The following is a 14,975-nucleotide window of genomic DNA, read 5'->3' on the forward strand; positions in this document are numbered from 1 at the left end:
GGCCCGAATAGTCCTGCGAACACGTATCGTGTTGAAATTGTTATTTAAAATTTTAATGCGATTGAGGACTACGTAAAAATTCAGGTATAGTCAGGCGGTTTTTCGCGTTCTTGTTTTGTTTTATCGGTCATTCCTTTCGGTTGATGACGAGCGGATTCACTTCATTAAAAAATCAGTCCTCGCTGTTCCATTGGTGCTTACGCCGGACACGGCCTTTAGTCTCCGATCGAGTTCATAAAATTGATCGGCCAACCCAACCAGCCGATCCAATCATAACCCCAGAAAGCCCGCAGCAGGCGGCTCAGCGTTCGGGGAGCAGAGCACATACAGCACACTAAACGACGAATTTTCCTAGGGGCTGGAACAACGTATGGTCACAGAGGGTTTGCGACCAGCGTATCGAACCCTGCGATCGACCTAAAGGTAGTATCTGTCTGGCATAAATTGCGATGAGTTCCGCGGTGCCGTCCGCATCCATATCGGCTGCGTTTATCAAAAGAGTTGCTGTCACATCTTTGCATCGAGCTCGATCATTCGCCTTACCTTGCTGGAATGAGGGTTTTAAGTGCTGACATAGCGCAATGGTGCTAAACTCGACGTTCAGCGGGCTCGCTTCATTCTGCAAACCGGACTGCCAGTTTTCTAAACGAACCCGCGACAGGTCCAGGACAATTCTCATGAACACACAGATGCAAAATCTAGCTGCCTTCGAGCAGCTCACCCATTCACACGATCCCGACGAACACCACGTCGCCTCATCCACGCATCACGCCATCGAGGCCATGAAGCTCCACGGCCTTCGGCAAGAGTGCGGCGAACGCGACTGGCGCGATCTTCCCGAGACCGAGCAGATCGAGCATGCGGCCCACTCCATCTAGGACACGCTCCTGGAAACCTTCGACGGCACTCCTCTCTAGGATGATCTGCAAGAGATGCTCTGAGGTGTGGTCAACGTTTTTCACCGCCGCCTCGAGTTCATCGACAAATGCCCTCAGACCAACGAGGACGAGCAACGCCAGATGGTAAGTGATCAGGACGGTTCAGAAATTCGATCCGTCGAGTTGGAAGGCAAGCTCATCGAGGGCGAATTGCTTCTGGAAAAGCGCGCAGCCTTCGAGCTACTGCGCGATGCAGCAGCCAACCATTTCAGCACGCAGACAGGTTCGACGTGGCTCCCTCGCTCCGGCTCACGGACATCACATGCAGCCCTGACGAGCGCGGTGATCGATAGCCGCAACTACCAGTCGGCCAAGCGCAGCAAGAAAAACGAGATCCACTGTCCTGACGGCACCCGTATCGGCTTTACAGGCGGAAGAGACTTCAACGACCACAACGCAGTCATCGCAGCCCTCGATAAGACGAAAGCTAAATATCCCGACATGATCCTCCTGCACGGCGGCACCAAGGAGGGTGCGGAAATGATCGCTGCCAAATGGTGCGAGTGCAATAAGATCGCTCAGGTCATCTTCAGCCCCGAATGGACCGAACACGCAAAGGCAGCACCGTTCCGGCGCAATGATGCACTGCTGAAAGAGATGCCAATCGGTCTCATCGCATTCTCAGGTTCGGGTGTGAACGAAAACATAGTCGACAAAGCCAAGGGACTGGGCATTACTGTCATGCGTCATCGAGCGTAACATAAAACAGATTTGAAGCACCGTCGGCTTTTGCTGGCGGTGCGACATCTTTGGCTAGGCCAATGGCATTTAGTGCCTTGCGAAAGTGGTCCGACAAACGTCCGTTAGCTGGACAAGTCGCCACAATGTCCGGTAAAGCCACATAGCGTGATTTATAGGACAGTTTGATTGTTGGACGAGTTTGCGGACTATTGGCGATAGTGAAATGCTGCTTCAGCATCTGCGAAGGGAACAATAGCGATGTCCTTGATTGGATACGCACGGGTATCGACCGCCGAACAGGACGTCGCCCTTCAACTCGACGCTCTGAATGCTGCCGGCGTGTTACGCACCTTTGAAGACCGAGGCGTATCCGGTACGAAGACCGAGCGCCCCGGGCTGATGAAGACACTCGCCTTCCTGCGAGAAGGTGACACACTCGTCGTCTGGAAGCTCGATCGCCTTGGGCGATCAATGACCCATCTTTTGCAAACGGTCGCAGGCTTGGAGGCCGAAGGGATCGGTTTCCGGTCTTTGACCGAGAACATCGATACGACGACACCGACCGGACGCCTCGTGTTTCACATTTTCGGAGCTCTCGGTCAGTTTGAGCGCGACCTGATCCGTGAGCGGACGAATGCCGGTCTCGCTGCTGCTGCTGCGCGTGGGCGAAAAGGTGGTCGTCCGGTGGCAGCCACCCCGGATAAAGTTGCCCGAGCGCGGCAAATGATTGCGGCAGGACTCAATGTCCGGGAAGCTGCTGCTCGCCTGAAAATCGGCAAGTCGGCTCTATACACTGCGCTTTCGGCATCGAACGCTGCCGAAGAAAGTGACAACCGCGCATGACCGGCATCTACCTCGACTTCGCAGCGACAACCCCGATTGATCCTCGAGTTCGCGCGGCTATGGAACCACTCCTCAGCGCTCACTTTGGAAACCCTCACGCAGAGCATTCTGATGCCATCGCTCCCGCCGCGGCTATCGACACCGCAGAAAAGCAAGTCGCGCACCTGATCGGTGCTCAACCTGGAGAAATCGTCTTCACGTCAGGGGCAACAGAAGCAAACAATGCCGCTTTGAAAGGCGTAATGCGGTCAACGCAACGTCGCGGCGATCATCTCATTGTCAGCGCGATCGAACACAGCTGCGTGTTGGAGAGCGCGCGAGCACTCGAACGCAGCGGCTGCACCGTCACCTTCATTCCCGTAGATAGATTAGGGTACGTCACCACCGGTGATGTCCTCGATGCCGTCACGCCGGAAACGGCTTTGATTTCGATCATGCTCGTCAATAACGAACTTGGCACTCGTCAGCCGGTCCGCGAAATTGTGCAGCAAGTCGCAGGCCAGGGAATTGTGACCCACACAGACGCGGCGCAAGCCGTCGCTCGAATTCGCGTCGATGTCCACGACCTTGGCGTCGACCTCCTCAGCCTATCCGGTCACAAACTGTATGGCCCAAAGGGGATTGGTGCTCTTTATTCATCATCGGACTGCCCCGTCCGCTTGGAACCGTTAATTCACGGGGGTGGACAACAGGGTGGACGACGCGGCGGCACAGTTCCCGCCTTCCTCTGTGCCGGGCTCGGTGCCGCCGCCGAGCAAGCGATGGACGCCTTGAACCTTTCCGACACTGCGTTCGCAGCAGCGCGATACTTTATCGAAAGTCTTGATCGGGCGATTGAAGGCGTCGACTTCAACGGTTTCGGGCCCACAGACTACGATGGAATAGTCAGCGTCCGGTTCCACGATGCGAAAGCTATCGATGTCCTGCAGCATCTATACGGACGGGTATCAGCGTCGTTGGGATCAGCCTGTCATGCAGGTTCGATCGAGCCTTCACACGTCTTGCAAGCAATCGGTTTGGATACAGCGCAAATGTCCGAATCCATCCGTTTTAGTTTCGGACGAGATGCGACGGAAATTGAGGTCGATCGTGCGGTTTCTATGATCGCTGACGCCGTTTTAAGAACCCGCGCGTTGAACCTTTAGACTCTTCCTGAAGCTTATCCCCACCGCGTAGGATCTCGCTGCCGCGCTGGACACCGCGTCCAGTTGCTTCGCGGCCGTGTGCGGTCTAGTTTCCACCTCATGCTAAGAGGACCACTCGGCGAACCATCTGCCGTCACACGATTTTCAGGACATGAGACATTTCCGTTGCGTCGCCTATGGCTTCGCAAAGCGTACGAGGCTGTACGCGAGGCCGAGGGTACGGACGCGTCGGAAGTCTTTGATAAAGATGCTGGAATTATCAGGTTCGGCGTCGGCAAGAATATGGTTTTCGCCATTCGCCATTGGGCGAGAATATGCCGAGTCATTGAGGAAGATGCCCAAGGCCACTGCAAAATCGGACCGGTTGGCAATTTGCTCTTTCATTCGGAAACCGGCGTTGATCCTTATCTCGAAAATATCGCATCAACTTGGCTGCTTCATTGGATCATCGCGTCCGACAGCGAGAATGCGACCACATGGTATTACGCGTTCAACCATCTGAACGCCGGTACGTTCGATCGTGAAACAATTGCCTCGCCGCTGCGCGACCTGTGTCTGGAGCTATCGAGGTCACGCGCATCTGCGGCGACCATAAAAAGGGACGTCGAGGTCTTCGTTCGCTCCTACGTTTCCAGGATTGCGGGATCTTCGGTCGACGATCAGGTCGAGACCGTACTTTCAGAATTGAACCTCGTTCGGGAAGTGGCCGGGAAGGCGTTCGAATTTCGCCGTGGACCGAAGCCGTCGCTACCAGATGGCGTCTTCGCCTACGCCCTTCATGACTTTTGGTCACGTAAAGAACGGCTGACCGCTAGTGCCGTAAGCTCGATCTCAGTTGAAGAGATCGCGTTTGAACCTGGCTCGCCCGGCCGTATCTTCAAGATGAACGAAGACGCTGTCATCGATCGCCTTGTTCATATCGATCGAACAACTTCCAAGGCCTTTGTTTGGTCAGATACAGCCGGGGTTCGAAACGTCTCCAAGCGTGACAAAATCGACCCCTATGAGCAGTTGCGCAGCTCATTCTCTCGGTCGCGGAAAGAGGTTGCCGCTTGACCAAATATCTCACTCATCACGCCACTGTGGAACGCCGGTTTCAAAAGTCGATCCGGCTCGATGCAGATCTTGGTTCAATCGATGGTTTGCATGGCTACGTCGTGCACGAGACGGCTCGCGCTGCCCTTGAAACAACTTGTGCGTCGATCGCAAGAGGGCAGGGCGCGTTCACATGGACAGGACCGTATGGAGGAGGAAAGTCGAGCCTCGCACTGTCTCTCGCCTCGTCGGTTCTCCCCGAAGGAGAGGCCAGAGATACCGCTCGGACCTTGCTTGGTGAGTGCATAAAGCCCGCCTTCGATGGAACGCCTGGTGAGTGGTTGCCTGTAGTCCTGACCGGACGTCGCGCCGATCCGGTTGAAGACCTACGTGCAGCGACTGCTGACGCGGTTGCGCAATCGCCTGGTTCCGCTCGAACCAAACGTGGCCATAAGCTGGACGCTTCCGGTCAAGATGTCATTCTCCGTCTCTCTCGCGAGGCCGAGGCACGACCCGATGGGGGCGTCCTCGTCATCATCGACGAAATGGGGAAATACCTAGAAGGGGCTAGCGATCTTTCGATCGACATACACTTCTTCCAAGATCTAGCCGAGACAGCCAATCGATCTGGTGGTCGGCTCATCGTGATCGGCATTCTACATCAAGCATTCGATCGATACGCGGAACGGTTAGGGTCCCGGGTCCAAAATGAATGGGCCAAAATCCAGGGCCGGTTTGTCGACATTCCTATCGTCACTGCAACAGACGAGGTAATTGACCTGATTGGACGCGCGATCACCGTAAGCGTCCAACATTCCACTAGTGCCAGCGTATCGGAACTTGTTGCATCCGACATCGCAGAGCGACGTCCAGGAACACCTGATGATCTCGCAGAAAGGCTGGACGCTTGTTGGCCTCTGCATCCCGTCACAGCTTCGCTTCTTGGCCCGGTAACGAGAAGGCGCTTTGGACAGAACGAGAGAAGCCTATTCGGCTTCCTAAGTTCTGCTGAGCCCAATGGGTTTCAAGAGTTCCTTGACCAGACAAGGTCGGGTTCGAACGTCACGTTCAGTCCATCGGATCTGTGGGATTACCTAAGGATCAATTTGGAACCGGCCATCCAAGCGTCTCCAGATGGCCACCGGTGGTCACTAGCCGCTGATGCTATCGAACGCGCCCAACGGCACGCCGATGCCCTCCACGAGCAGATCGCGAAGACGGTCGCCATCATTGATCTCTTCCGCAACGGGTCCGGCATCGTAGCTTCTCAACGTATCGTCGAGGCCTGTTTGATTGCGCCACGTGCGACCGTTCAAGCTGCGCTTGAAGATCTCGTGCGATCATCTTCATTGGTTTTCCGTCGGCACCTTGGTGCCTATGCGGTTTACGCTGGCAGTGATTTCGATATCGAAGCGGAGATCGTCACTCGGATGGACGAACGCGGCTCACTGGATATCAGAACACTGAACGAGCTAGCGGGTTTGAAGCCAGTCCTCGCAAAGGCCCACTATTTCGACACCGGGACACCACGCTGGTTCGATACGCGTATGACGGAGATCGGTGGAGAGACAGTATCCATTTTTGAATCTGCCGTTTCTTCCGAAGCAGCTGGTCGCTTCATCCTTGGATTTCCCAGTGATCGCCTTTCGCTGGACGAGGCGCATGAAAGTGTGAAGCAGGCTTCTAACGTTCAGAGCGAACTGCCCATTATTGTCGGCCTGCCTCCGAACTACGAAGCGGTGCGGTCACTTGGGCGAGAACTGTCTGCGTTGCGGGACGTGCAGCGGGAAAGTGCAGAACTTGAAGGTGACGCAACCGCTCGACGGGAAGTCGAAGCAAGGATCGCTTTACTGACAGGTCGTTTGGAAGAAGAACTACGATTGGCCTTCGATGGAGCCAAGTGGTTCCAAAATGGTGCTGAGATCACGACCGAAGAAGGGTCAATGTCACGACTGGCGAGTGACCAGGCTGAAATCGTCTTCAAGCATGCCCCTGTCGTTCATTCCGAATTGGCGAACCGTCAAAAACCGTCCAGCAATACCAATGCTGCCATTCGAGCACTGCTGAAAGGAGTGGCTGACGCCACAGGTGAGCATCGGTTTGGTATCAAGGGTTATCCGCCTGAGGTCGGACTTGCCGCGACAACCTTGGAGGCGACCGGTCTTTATCGGGAAGCCGAAGAGGGTTGGGCATTTGTCGAGCCGGCAAATGATGATTTCGTCGAACGCAACCTAGCCCCGTTGTGGAGCGAAACAGACAAGCTTCTCGCCTCCGGTGAACGGATCAGAGTGGCTGATCTCTATGACGAGTGGCGCCGACCACCGTTCGGTGTTCGCAACGGTCTGATGCCGATCCTCCTAGTCGCCTATCTGCGAACACGGCAGGTGAAGACAGCGGTCTATGTAGAGAACATGTTCCAGCCGTCGCTAGACGATCTCGTAATCGACCGATTGCTACAGGACCCCTCCGACATCGCACTACGCCGTGTGCTCACAACCAAGAATGATCGCACCGCCATGAAGATGTATGCGGCAAAAGCGCATGAGCTCACCGGTTGGTCACCACCGGCCGAACCGCTCCCGGTCGCGCAGGCGCTGGTTGAATTCGCTTTCAAGCTGCCAGGTTGGGCCCGTCATGCGCATGGCGCGCTGTCGAGCGCTGCTAAAAGCATCCGCCGTGGTCTCCTTCATGCCGATGATCCGCACGATCTATTCGCAAAGGCGTTCCCTGAAGCTGTTGGCGGTTCCGACGGCAAAACCGGTCAACGGGTCTGCGATGCACTCGAAGAATTGCGAACTGCGCAGCCTCGAATGCTCGACGAGTTGCGCGGCAAGATGCTGGCAGCGTTGAAGCATCAAGGGAGCAACTTCGAACCATTGCAGGCGCGGGCGCACGCAGTCGAAAACACGGCAAGCGACGATCTCAAACTGAGCGGGTTCATCTCTCGCCTTGCAGCCTTCGACGGATCTACCGCACACATGGAGGCGATCTGCGGTCTTGTGACCGGCCAACCCGTATCCGGGTGGCGTGACCTCGAGCCCAAGCGCGCTGCTGTTCAGTTGGCCGATTTCGCTTATCGTTTCCGACGGGTCGAACTGTTCGGAGATACAGGCGAGGCACCTACACAGACAGCCGTGATGATGATGGCGGGTGTCGGCACGGCAGAGCGTAGCGTCGTTCGACGAGCTCAGATTTCGGTCGCAGAACAGGCAACGATCGAACCGATTGCAAGTGAGATCAGAAAGCGTTTGCAGCAGGAAGGTTTGTCGCAAGATCTGCTCCTGGCCGTGCTTGCAGAAGTCTCTCACGACCTTCTCGAAGACGACGGCGAAGCGGACGTCACCGTGCCACTTATCCCCGAAGAGGAAGCTTCCGCATGACCCAAATGAAATCGCCTAACCAGCCGCGGGAAATTCACGTTCTTGGCCTGTCCGGCGGCCGTGACAGCGCTTCACTGGCGGTCTGGATGCGTCAGAACCGACCTGAGATTGATATCAAGTACTTCTTCACGGATACCGGCAAAGAGCTCAAAGAGGTGTATGACTACCTCGGCGAACTCGAAGGGTTCATCGGCAAACCGATCGAAAGACTGAACGCGGATCGCGACTTCGATTTCTGGCTAAAGCAATATGGTCACTTCCTTCCATCGCCACGCACGCGCTGGTGTACGCGTAAACTCAAAATCGAACCGTTTGAGCATTGGCTCAAGCCTGAGTTGGAAGCTGGCACGATCGTTCACAGCTACGTGGCGATCCGTGCAGATGAGCCGGATCGATCGGGGATGATCGCCACCCATCCGAATATGAAGGTCCACTTCCCCCTGCGGGAGGCGGGTCTCGACAAAGCTGCAGTGATCGAACTTTTAGACAGCTCGGGCCTTGGCTTGCCAGCTTACTATCGCTGGCGATCCAGAAGCGGCTGCACGTTCTGCTTCTATCAGCAGAAGATCGAATGGGTTCGCCTGATGAGAGAGCACCCCGACGCGTTCGAGGAGGCTAAGTCCTATGAGAAGTCTGCACTCGAGCACGGATCTCCTTTCACATGGACGCAGAAAGAGTCGCTGGACGAATTGGCACGGCCTGAGCGTGTCGCACAAATCGAGAAAGACTACGATTTGCGCGTTGCTCGCCGGAAGGCCAAACAATTGGCCAACCCTCTTCGGGCTAGACTGAGCGAGATCGACATTGATGAGGTCTATGGAGTTCCCGAGGCCGCGAGCGGTTGCCTGACCTGTCACAAATGAACTTACGGCGCGCCCGGAAGCCAATCCTGAAGTTGATCCCATGCAAGTTCACAGAGCCGTTCCGAGCGGCGTTCGATGAAGGCGGGGTTCCAGTCTTCGACTGCCGACAGTGGGACCAATACGTCGGCGTGTATAGACTGATCGACGATTTCCGTCGCGCGCTCCGACAGATCAACCCCGATATCGGGCAGCTGTCCCACCGCGTCACGAAACTCCTCTTGAGTAGTAGCTCCCAACACTCGGTAGATCGCACGTTTCGCCTTCCAGGGCCGGTTGCTCAAGACGATGTTTTCTAATTTGGGAACGACCGTCAAATTGCCGATGGAATGGGGAAGATCTTTGCTCTCATAGATGGAGTTCTCCCAAGTCCCATCTGACTCATCCGGCGACTTCGGGGCCACATGCTCGATCTCCAAAGCTGATATTCGCTCGAGCTCGCGCACCGTGAGTGTGGGCCGGACATGGGCACGTCCGCGTCTCAGGAGGCCCGGTAAGCTGTCGTCTTCAACCGCATCATGTGCTGACAGGAGCAACAACATGCGCGCAGTCGGCTTCGATTTCTCGTAGATTGGAGTGCCTTTAGCCTCAAGAATCCATTCGGCCTTGGTTCCAATCTTCTCCCGCTTCAACGCTGCCCAAAGCGCTTGCCGATAGACATCGATATCGAGAATGGCAGCGTTTCCCTTTGGTCGCGCGGCGAATGGGTCAGTGTCGATCCCTTCTCGCATCAGGTCCCGGAACCGCGCGTCGATATTGGTCGTGGTACCGAATGCACTGCGCCAAAGAACGGCGAAAGCCCCGGTTGCTGCTAATGCTTGCTCGAACGTTTTGACCGCCGCAGCCTTGTGCGAACTGTCCGCGTGTATCGCCTGTCCGAAGAAACGGGCAAGCGGAGCCAGTGTAATGCTGTGATTAAGCTGCCGCAGATATTCATGAGCAACACGAGCCGCTTCCCACTCAACGGGTAGCCCGCCAAACTTGGCTTTGGTCTCCTTCTTGAGATCCCAACTCGTGTCGATCAGTTCAGCCATGTCACCGAGACGCCTTACGAAGCCCTCACGTTTCGGTTTGTCCTTGGTCGCTTCGATTTCGTCAAATTGACCCCGCAAATAGCGGCGCTGCTCATTGAGTTTACCGGCCAGCCGTGTACCCGTCTCGGCCAAAGCAAAGGGTACAAGCATACTCGCTGTTGCCTTCTGCTTCTCCTCTGCTTTCTCGAACCTGTTGAGATAGCCCTCGACCCGTTGGATTTGACGATGGGATTCAGACCCTTCGTAGTGCTGGATCGATTCCGCCTCGATGATCTTCGGTTTGAAGGTTTCAAAAGCCGTCAGCGGTTCGCCTGTCGTATTCAACGCTTCGAACATATCAAAAGCGTCGTCTTCACCCTTCGCTTCCACAACAGTGAAGGCCATGCGCTTTTGCATATACAATGCTGTGACGATCAAGGTGGCGAGGTCATAGAGGGTCTTGTCCGCGCCCTTCTCTTCGAATTCTCCTTTGAACCGTGCCTGAACATCACCGGGAACATCGTAGCCAAAAAGCTCTAGGCCGAAATCAGCGCTCGCCATCAGTTCCTGGACGTCCAATGCGTTCTCGGCTTCGTCCTTACGGGAGCAGAGGTCTTTCAAATTTCTCTCGATCACACGGTAGATGCTGGCCACCACCTTATGCGTTTCCGGGGGGGCGTCCTTTGGGGTCTCTGGTTTGAATGTCCCGCTTGCCTTATCCATCCAGAACTGGAGATACTGCCAGGTTACGTTTGCGATTGAGCCTTCGTATTTGGCGTCTCGTCCATTCGTGGACCACACATCATGGTAGGCTCGGATCAAGCGGGGATAGTATTGGTAGATCCCTTCTCCATCATTCATATCCAGCCGAACGCTCCCGAGAAGTGTCGGGAGCATGCGACGCGCGCTGGCTGCCAGCCATTTCGCCGTTTCGTCCTCGTCCAGCCTTTCAGCTTTCTCGCGAAGCCGATCGATCCGATGGTGCAATGCGATGAAGATGAGAACGAATGTCGACAGGCGCTGTTGGCCGTCGATGATCGTCATCACCTTTTGCGGCATCTGGTCGGTAAAAGCCGGGCGCACTGACAGGTACTTCGTGTCATGAATGGCGATAATCGTACCGAGGAAACTGATGGTCGTGAGCCTCGTTGGCAAGCTGTTCAAACCACCGCGAGCGTCTTCGAACAGACGGTCTACGTTATCCTTGCTCCATGAATACTCTCGTTGAAACGCCGGGACGTAGCAGCCCTGTCCGTTAGCCTGCAGAAAGCTCAACGTGCTCTGAGGCACAGCTGTGAACGCTGATTTGACTTCTGTTGCCATAGGCTTGTGTCCGGATCTTCGAGTGCGTCAACGATGGCCGCAACGTGAAGTAGAGTCACCCCTGCAAAACAATTTGACTCTGATCTTTGACGCCAAACAAACAGGAAAATTATCGGCTGACGGCCATCATCGTCCAGACACTCCGGTCGTATTGAGTCACATGTATGAGCCTACGGGAAGCGTTGCGAACAGCCTTACAAACGCTGGCCGATGGGTGTCGGTATTGGCTGGGTCGGCCTGCTGCTGCCACATAGGCGGAAATTGAAGGTGGCGTCAGCAGATCTTTGTTGAAGCTAGACGCCGCCCCATGATGAGGCAGAACCAGCACAGAGCAGGCCTTGAGGCGATGGCCGAAGAATGATGTCCATTCTCGCATGGATTTAGTGGTCGAAAGTGGTGCATCTCCCGCTGCGATCCAGCCGGGATGGTCTCCCAGGTCCCTGAGGCGTCGGCTGGTCCCTTGCCATCCAGAGACGGTCCAGGTCCCGGCGGAAAAGGTTACGGGGCCGGAATACAGAGACATCGATACGCCGTTGTGTCTTGCGCCGCCAAGGCCGCGGCCAATATTGGCATATGCGGCTTTCATTTTTGATCGGCAGGTTCTGCATTGCAGCGCAGCTTTCAGGCGGCTGTCCCTCGATGAACCTGAGCGTTTTGGTGAATGAGCCCCTACAATCGTCTTGAACGCATTCTCGAAGTTCGGAAAATCCGCGGTTTTCGTACGGTCGGGCACGAAGGGCAGAAGCGTCCAGTCCAAAGGTTGCTGACCATCAGAAATCAGAACGGAACCGCCAAAACCAAGAATGGATTGCTCTGCGTCGTCGGGTTCAGCATCGCTTAAATCCGCAGTCGCTCTTTCGAGCGGAATGGACGTCATGAGCTTGTAACGCCGATCAACATCCGACGGTCCGAGTTTTGATCCATCTGCGAAGGCGTCGGGATCCAGCGTAGGTGGTTCTCTCGGGGGCTCGTCTTCTGATCCGTCTTCCGCGCCTCGCACACGAACGATTCGATCTACGCCACGCCGGCCAAACCAGGTGGCGGGATTAACGGCGATTTCTCTAAGCGATCCGGAGCTCGTTCCGTCCCCGCCGATGAATACGAGCGCCTGCTGCACTGGGGATAGGTACGGGATGAACACCGTCTCAATCTTGATGTTCTCCAGGAGACGGTCGAGCCCGTCCACATGATCAGCATCGAAGTGTGAGATGAAGAGCGCATCGACGTGCCCACCGCACCAGGCCTTAACATCCGGGATTAGGCGTTCCGTGTTTCTGACAGGGTCCGAACCGCAATCGTAGATGAAGTGGAATTCTTCTTCGTTCGGTGTTGTCAGGCTCATAATGGCAAAACCGCCTTGCCCGACAGGGAGTTGTTGGTGGCAGACGATTGACGGACGGTTGAACGACAAGTGTTTTCCTTTCAGCGGTCGTCGTGATGCGCCTTTTGCTCATACTTACGGGTTGCCGCCGTCTACATCGTTGAGAAGTGGACATGATCGTTGCCCACCGCCGGTGTCGCGCCCAACCAATGTTGGGTCTTGGGCAACGTTCTCGACATACCTTCGAACCATGTCCGGAAAGCCTGCGAGCGCAATAGCGTAATTTTCCAGCGAGATGTTTTCCCCCTCAGGAACTACCCGTTCGACCAGGTTGAAATGGAAAGTCCTGAACCGCTGGAGGCAAGCTTTTAGTTCGATGTCGTCGACAACCGACGCACGCGCAATTGCGCCGTCAGACGTAATGCTTGCGATCCTTACGGCCGGATGAAGGCGATTCCAGGCGGACTTTTGTGCTGCGAGATCCTTCTTCTCGCGAGCGGAGTCCGGGCGATAATGCTGGGTGAAGGCTGCAACGAACTCTATCGTTGCGGTATGTGCCTCCATAGCAAGCTGACCTTTGTAAGCACGATAGTTCGAAGCTGATGTGATCGAAAAAAGGTAAGCTGTAATCAGCAGCCCAGCGACACCAACTAAGGTGCCGAGCACCGTCCAGAATGTGCCGGTTGCCCAAACAGCGGGCGCTTTGCCAAGGTCGTCGTCAGTATGAACCAATTCCCCATCGGGGGCGGTATTAGTCTGTCCATTCATAGATAGATCACCTTTCTGTCGTGAGCAGCTGTCTTATGACACAAGTATCTTTGAGTTGCATGAGCAGTAAGATGATGGACATATCGCTTCGTGACCGCGCTCTCAGTCGCTTTGCTCCTCGAACCATATAGGTTTCGGCCGATGCCGGTTCCGATATTTTGCGCAAGACAAATGGAGTGCGACGGGCGGGCGTACTCGGTTCCGCCGCGAAAGAGCGGCTCCACCAGGTGCGCAGTTCTCCGCCCTCTTACACTGTTCCGGGGACCATCCCGCCTTCAAACGATCGATTACAGCCATGCGGAGCTCGGCATTGCGCACCAGCTTCCAAAGCCGTTTCCGTCGCCTGCCTGCGAGGTCATTGGCAGTCATGGCGTAGTAGCCGTTCAAATCGTTCCATTGCGGATCGGTGAAGCGGTTGCGTCTTAATTCGCGATAGATCGTCGAGCGATGACGCCCCAATGGAGCAGCGATCTCATCAACAGAAATGCTCCACTGCGACATACGATCGATCTGACGACGTTCTTCGATATCGAGCTGAACGTATGATCGATGTGATAAAGATGACTGCGACATGACGGGGGCTCCAAAATACGACTCGTTGATTTTACTCACTCGTCGCACTTGGAAATAGAACACACCCGGCTACACAATTAAGTCGCATAACCTTAATTGTGGAACTTATTTACAGTGCTGTCAGCAGCTAACATACGCTTGTCTAGGAATGATAGACGAGGCATACATTTCGTCTTCACCGATCAATATGGCTCTATCCGACGCTTCAACATGTAATGCCAGTGATAAATCTACTACCGGCGTGCCGCCATTCGGCCAACTCATCAATGTGTTCTGAGCGGTTCTTTGTATTATTGACTGGATGATCATTAAAGCTAAGCGTATTTGTGCTCGAAATATTTCCGTCTGGTAGTCAGCAGTCGTATCTCTGGAGCCCGGTCCCCAATCGATTGGTTCCAACGGGCGTATTTTGCCATGAAGTAGTCCGTTCCTAAACTGCCTTAGATGTTCTGCGGCAATCGCAAGGTAACAACCACTTTGTATCGCTTCGCGGTACGCTGCATGCCGAGTGTCTATCGCAGTACTCGACAGTTTTTGCGCATCCCACACCGCCTCTTTTAATCCCCGCATCGGTCGATAGCCCGCAACGTTTCCAAGCGCGTGCCGCACCGCCTGCGTGGATGGTTGCGTTTCCCACCGAAATAACGCCCCTCCCACAACTTCCAAACAGTTCCATACGCCTTGGAACACAAGTTGGCCTGCTACGAAGCGCTCAGTGACACGCGCATGAGCCTCGTCGCTTTCGAAAGCACTGCTACACATTGCGCTGTCGCCATGCACATCTGGTGACGCCCCAATGCTATTTAGGGAAACTGCTCCATGCAGGTTGAACCAAGCAGCACCCCATTCTGCGTCCATGTCTCCTTCCGAAAGAGACGCAAGAACCCTCAGCAAATTGAGAGCATGTCGGCGGAGCCCCAGAAGGTCACTTCCGGTCTCCAATTTCGTTTTCCCTTCCCAGAGTTTGTCAAAAGGCAATTGCTGCTCGCGGAGAAGCCTGTCGTAATGATCTCTGAGGTCGCTGACGGACGCCTCGCGTGGGCTAACGAGAGGTTCGTCACGCTTTATTCTCTTCTGCTTTCGTGCGAGGTTGAA

Annotated in this window: 12 protein-coding genes; 7 read left to right on the top strand and 5 right to left on the bottom strand. The window is 55.2% G+C overall.

All coding sequences use genetic code 11. The annotated features are described in order from the left end of the window. Positions 1 to 677: 677 nt before the first annotated feature. The 7 genes from R2A130_RS18430 to R2A130_RS07700 all read left to right on the top strand — a co-directional run bounded on the left by R2A130_RS18430 (position 678) and on the right by R2A130_RS07700 (position 8,885). Positions 678 to 878 carry a hypothetical protein gene (locus tag R2A130_RS18430; protein WP_009464465.1) on the top strand — a complete coding sequence of 67 codons (201 nt, stop codon included), beginning with the start codon at positions 678 to 680 and terminating at the stop codon, positions 876 to 878. Between the two features lie 66 nt (positions 879 to 944). Continuing rightward, complete coding sequence (locus R2A130_RS07670) at positions 945 to 1,637, top strand: DUF2493 domain-containing protein (RefSeq protein WP_009464466.1); 693 nt, start codon at positions 945 to 947, stop codon at positions 1,635 to 1,637. 240 nt (positions 1,638 to 1,877) lie between these two features. Then, entirely contained in the window at positions 1,878 to 2,462 is a 585-nt protein-coding gene (locus R2A130_RS07680; protein ID WP_009464468.1) for a recombinase family protein, read from the top strand. Then, positions 2,459 to 3,607 carry a cysteine desulfurase family protein gene (locus R2A130_RS07685; RefSeq protein ID WP_009464469.1) on the top strand — a complete coding sequence of 383 codons (1,149 nt, stop codon included), beginning with the start codon at positions 2,459 to 2,461 and terminating at the stop codon, positions 3,605 to 3,607. The genes R2A130_RS07680 and R2A130_RS07685 overlap by 4 nt, the downstream gene beginning before the upstream one ends. Before the next feature lie 99 nt (positions 3,608 to 3,706). Continuing rightward, positions 3,707 to 4,663 carry a DUF4007 family protein gene (locus R2A130_RS07690; RefSeq protein WP_156798442.1) on the top strand — a complete coding sequence of 319 codons (957 nt, stop codon included), beginning with the start codon at positions 3,707 to 3,709 and terminating at the stop codon, positions 4,661 to 4,663. Then, the gene (locus R2A130_RS07695) at positions 4,660 to 8,022 is read left to right on the top strand and encodes a hypothetical protein (RefSeq protein ID WP_009464471.1); all 3,363 of its coding nucleotides are present in this window, start codon (positions 4,660 to 4,662) and stop codon (positions 8,020 to 8,022) included. Before R2A130_RS07690 ends, R2A130_RS07695 begins: the two co-directional genes overlap by 4 nt. Then, positions 8,019 to 8,885 (top strand): phosphoadenosine phosphosulfate reductase family protein, encoded by an 867-nt coding sequence (locus tag R2A130_RS07700; protein WP_009464472.1) that lies wholly within the window; start codon positions 8,019 to 8,021, stop codon positions 8,883 to 8,885. The genes R2A130_RS07695 and R2A130_RS07700 overlap by 4 nt, the downstream gene beginning before the upstream one ends. A gap of 2 nt (positions 8,886 to 8,887) precedes the next feature. Here R2A130_RS07700 and R2A130_RS07705 read toward each other — a convergent pair whose 3' ends face one another. The 5 genes from R2A130_RS07705 to R2A130_RS07720 all read right to left on the bottom strand — a co-directional run bounded on the left by R2A130_RS07705 (position 8,888) and on the right by R2A130_RS07720 (position 14,738). Further along, positions 8,888 to 11,218 carry a DUF262 domain-containing HNH endonuclease family protein gene (locus R2A130_RS07705; protein WP_009464473.1) on the bottom strand — a complete coding sequence of 777 codons (2,331 nt, stop codon included), beginning with the start codon at positions 11,216 to 11,218 and terminating at the stop codon, positions 8,888 to 8,890. Between the two features lie 109 nt (positions 11,219 to 11,327). Further along, entirely contained in the window at positions 11,328 to 12,629 is a 1,302-nt protein-coding gene (locus tag R2A130_RS07710; protein ID WP_009464474.1) for an MBL fold metallo-hydrolase, read from the bottom strand. A gap of 45 nt (positions 12,630 to 12,674) precedes the next feature. Next, on the bottom strand, positions 12,675 to 13,307 hold the full coding sequence (locus tag R2A130_RS07715) for a hypothetical protein (protein WP_009464475.1): 633 nt from the start codon (positions 13,305 to 13,307) through the stop codon (positions 12,675 to 12,677). Positions 13,308 to 13,409: 102 nt separating this feature from the next. After that, positions 13,410 to 13,880 carry a helix-turn-helix domain-containing protein gene (locus tag R2A130_RS18035; RefSeq protein ID WP_083804230.1) on the bottom strand — a complete coding sequence of 157 codons (471 nt, stop codon included), beginning with the start codon at positions 13,878 to 13,880 and terminating at the stop codon, positions 13,410 to 13,412. 120 nt (positions 13,881 to 14,000) lie between these two features. Beyond that, positions 14,001 to 14,738, bottom strand: coding sequence for a hypothetical protein (locus R2A130_RS07720; RefSeq protein WP_156798443.1), 738 nt, complete (start codon positions 14,736 to 14,738; stop codon positions 14,001 to 14,003). Between the last annotated feature and the right edge of the window lie 237 nt (positions 14,739 to 14,975).

The organism is Ahrensia sp. R2A130, assembly GCF_000179775.1.
Classification (GTDB): Bacteria; Pseudomonadota; Alphaproteobacteria; order Rhizobiales; family Rhizobiaceae; genus Pseudahrensia.

What these genes read in the sequence shown, in the direction of transcription:
- R2A130_RS07715 (WP_009464475.1), bottom strand. Translation starts at nt 13,307, where the DNA reads ATGAATGGACAGACTAATACCGCCCCCGATGGGGAATTGGTTCATACT.
- R2A130_RS18430 (WP_009464465.1), top strand. Translation starts at nt 678, where the DNA reads ATGAACACACAGATGCAAAATCTAGCTGCCTTCGAGCAGCTCACCCAT.
- R2A130_RS07685 (WP_009464469.1), top strand. Translation starts at nt 2,459, where the DNA reads ATGACCGGCATCTACCTCGACTTCGCAGCGACAACCCCGATTGATCCT.
- R2A130_RS07700 (WP_009464472.1), top strand. Translation starts at nt 8,019, where the DNA reads ATGACCCAAATGAAATCGCCTAACCAGCCGCGGGAAATTCACGTTCTT.
- R2A130_RS18035 (WP_083804230.1), bottom strand. Translation starts at nt 13,880, where the DNA reads ATGTCGCAGTCATCTTTATCACATCGATCATACGTTCAGCTCGATATC.
- R2A130_RS07680 (WP_009464468.1), top strand. Translation starts at nt 1,878, where the DNA reads ATGTCCTTGATTGGATACGCACGGGTATCGACCGCCGAACAGGACGTC.
- R2A130_RS07690 (WP_156798442.1), top strand. Translation starts at nt 3,707, where the DNA reads ATGCTAAGAGGACCACTCGGCGAACCATCTGCCGTCACACGATTTTCA.
- R2A130_RS07720 (WP_156798443.1), bottom strand. Translation starts at nt 14,738, where the DNA reads ATGGACGCAGAATGGGGTGCTGCTTGGTTCAACCTGCATGGAGCAGTT.
- R2A130_RS07705 (WP_009464473.1), bottom strand. Translation starts at nt 11,218, where the DNA reads ATGGCAACAGAAGTCAAATCAGCGTTCACAGCTGTGCCTCAGAGCACG.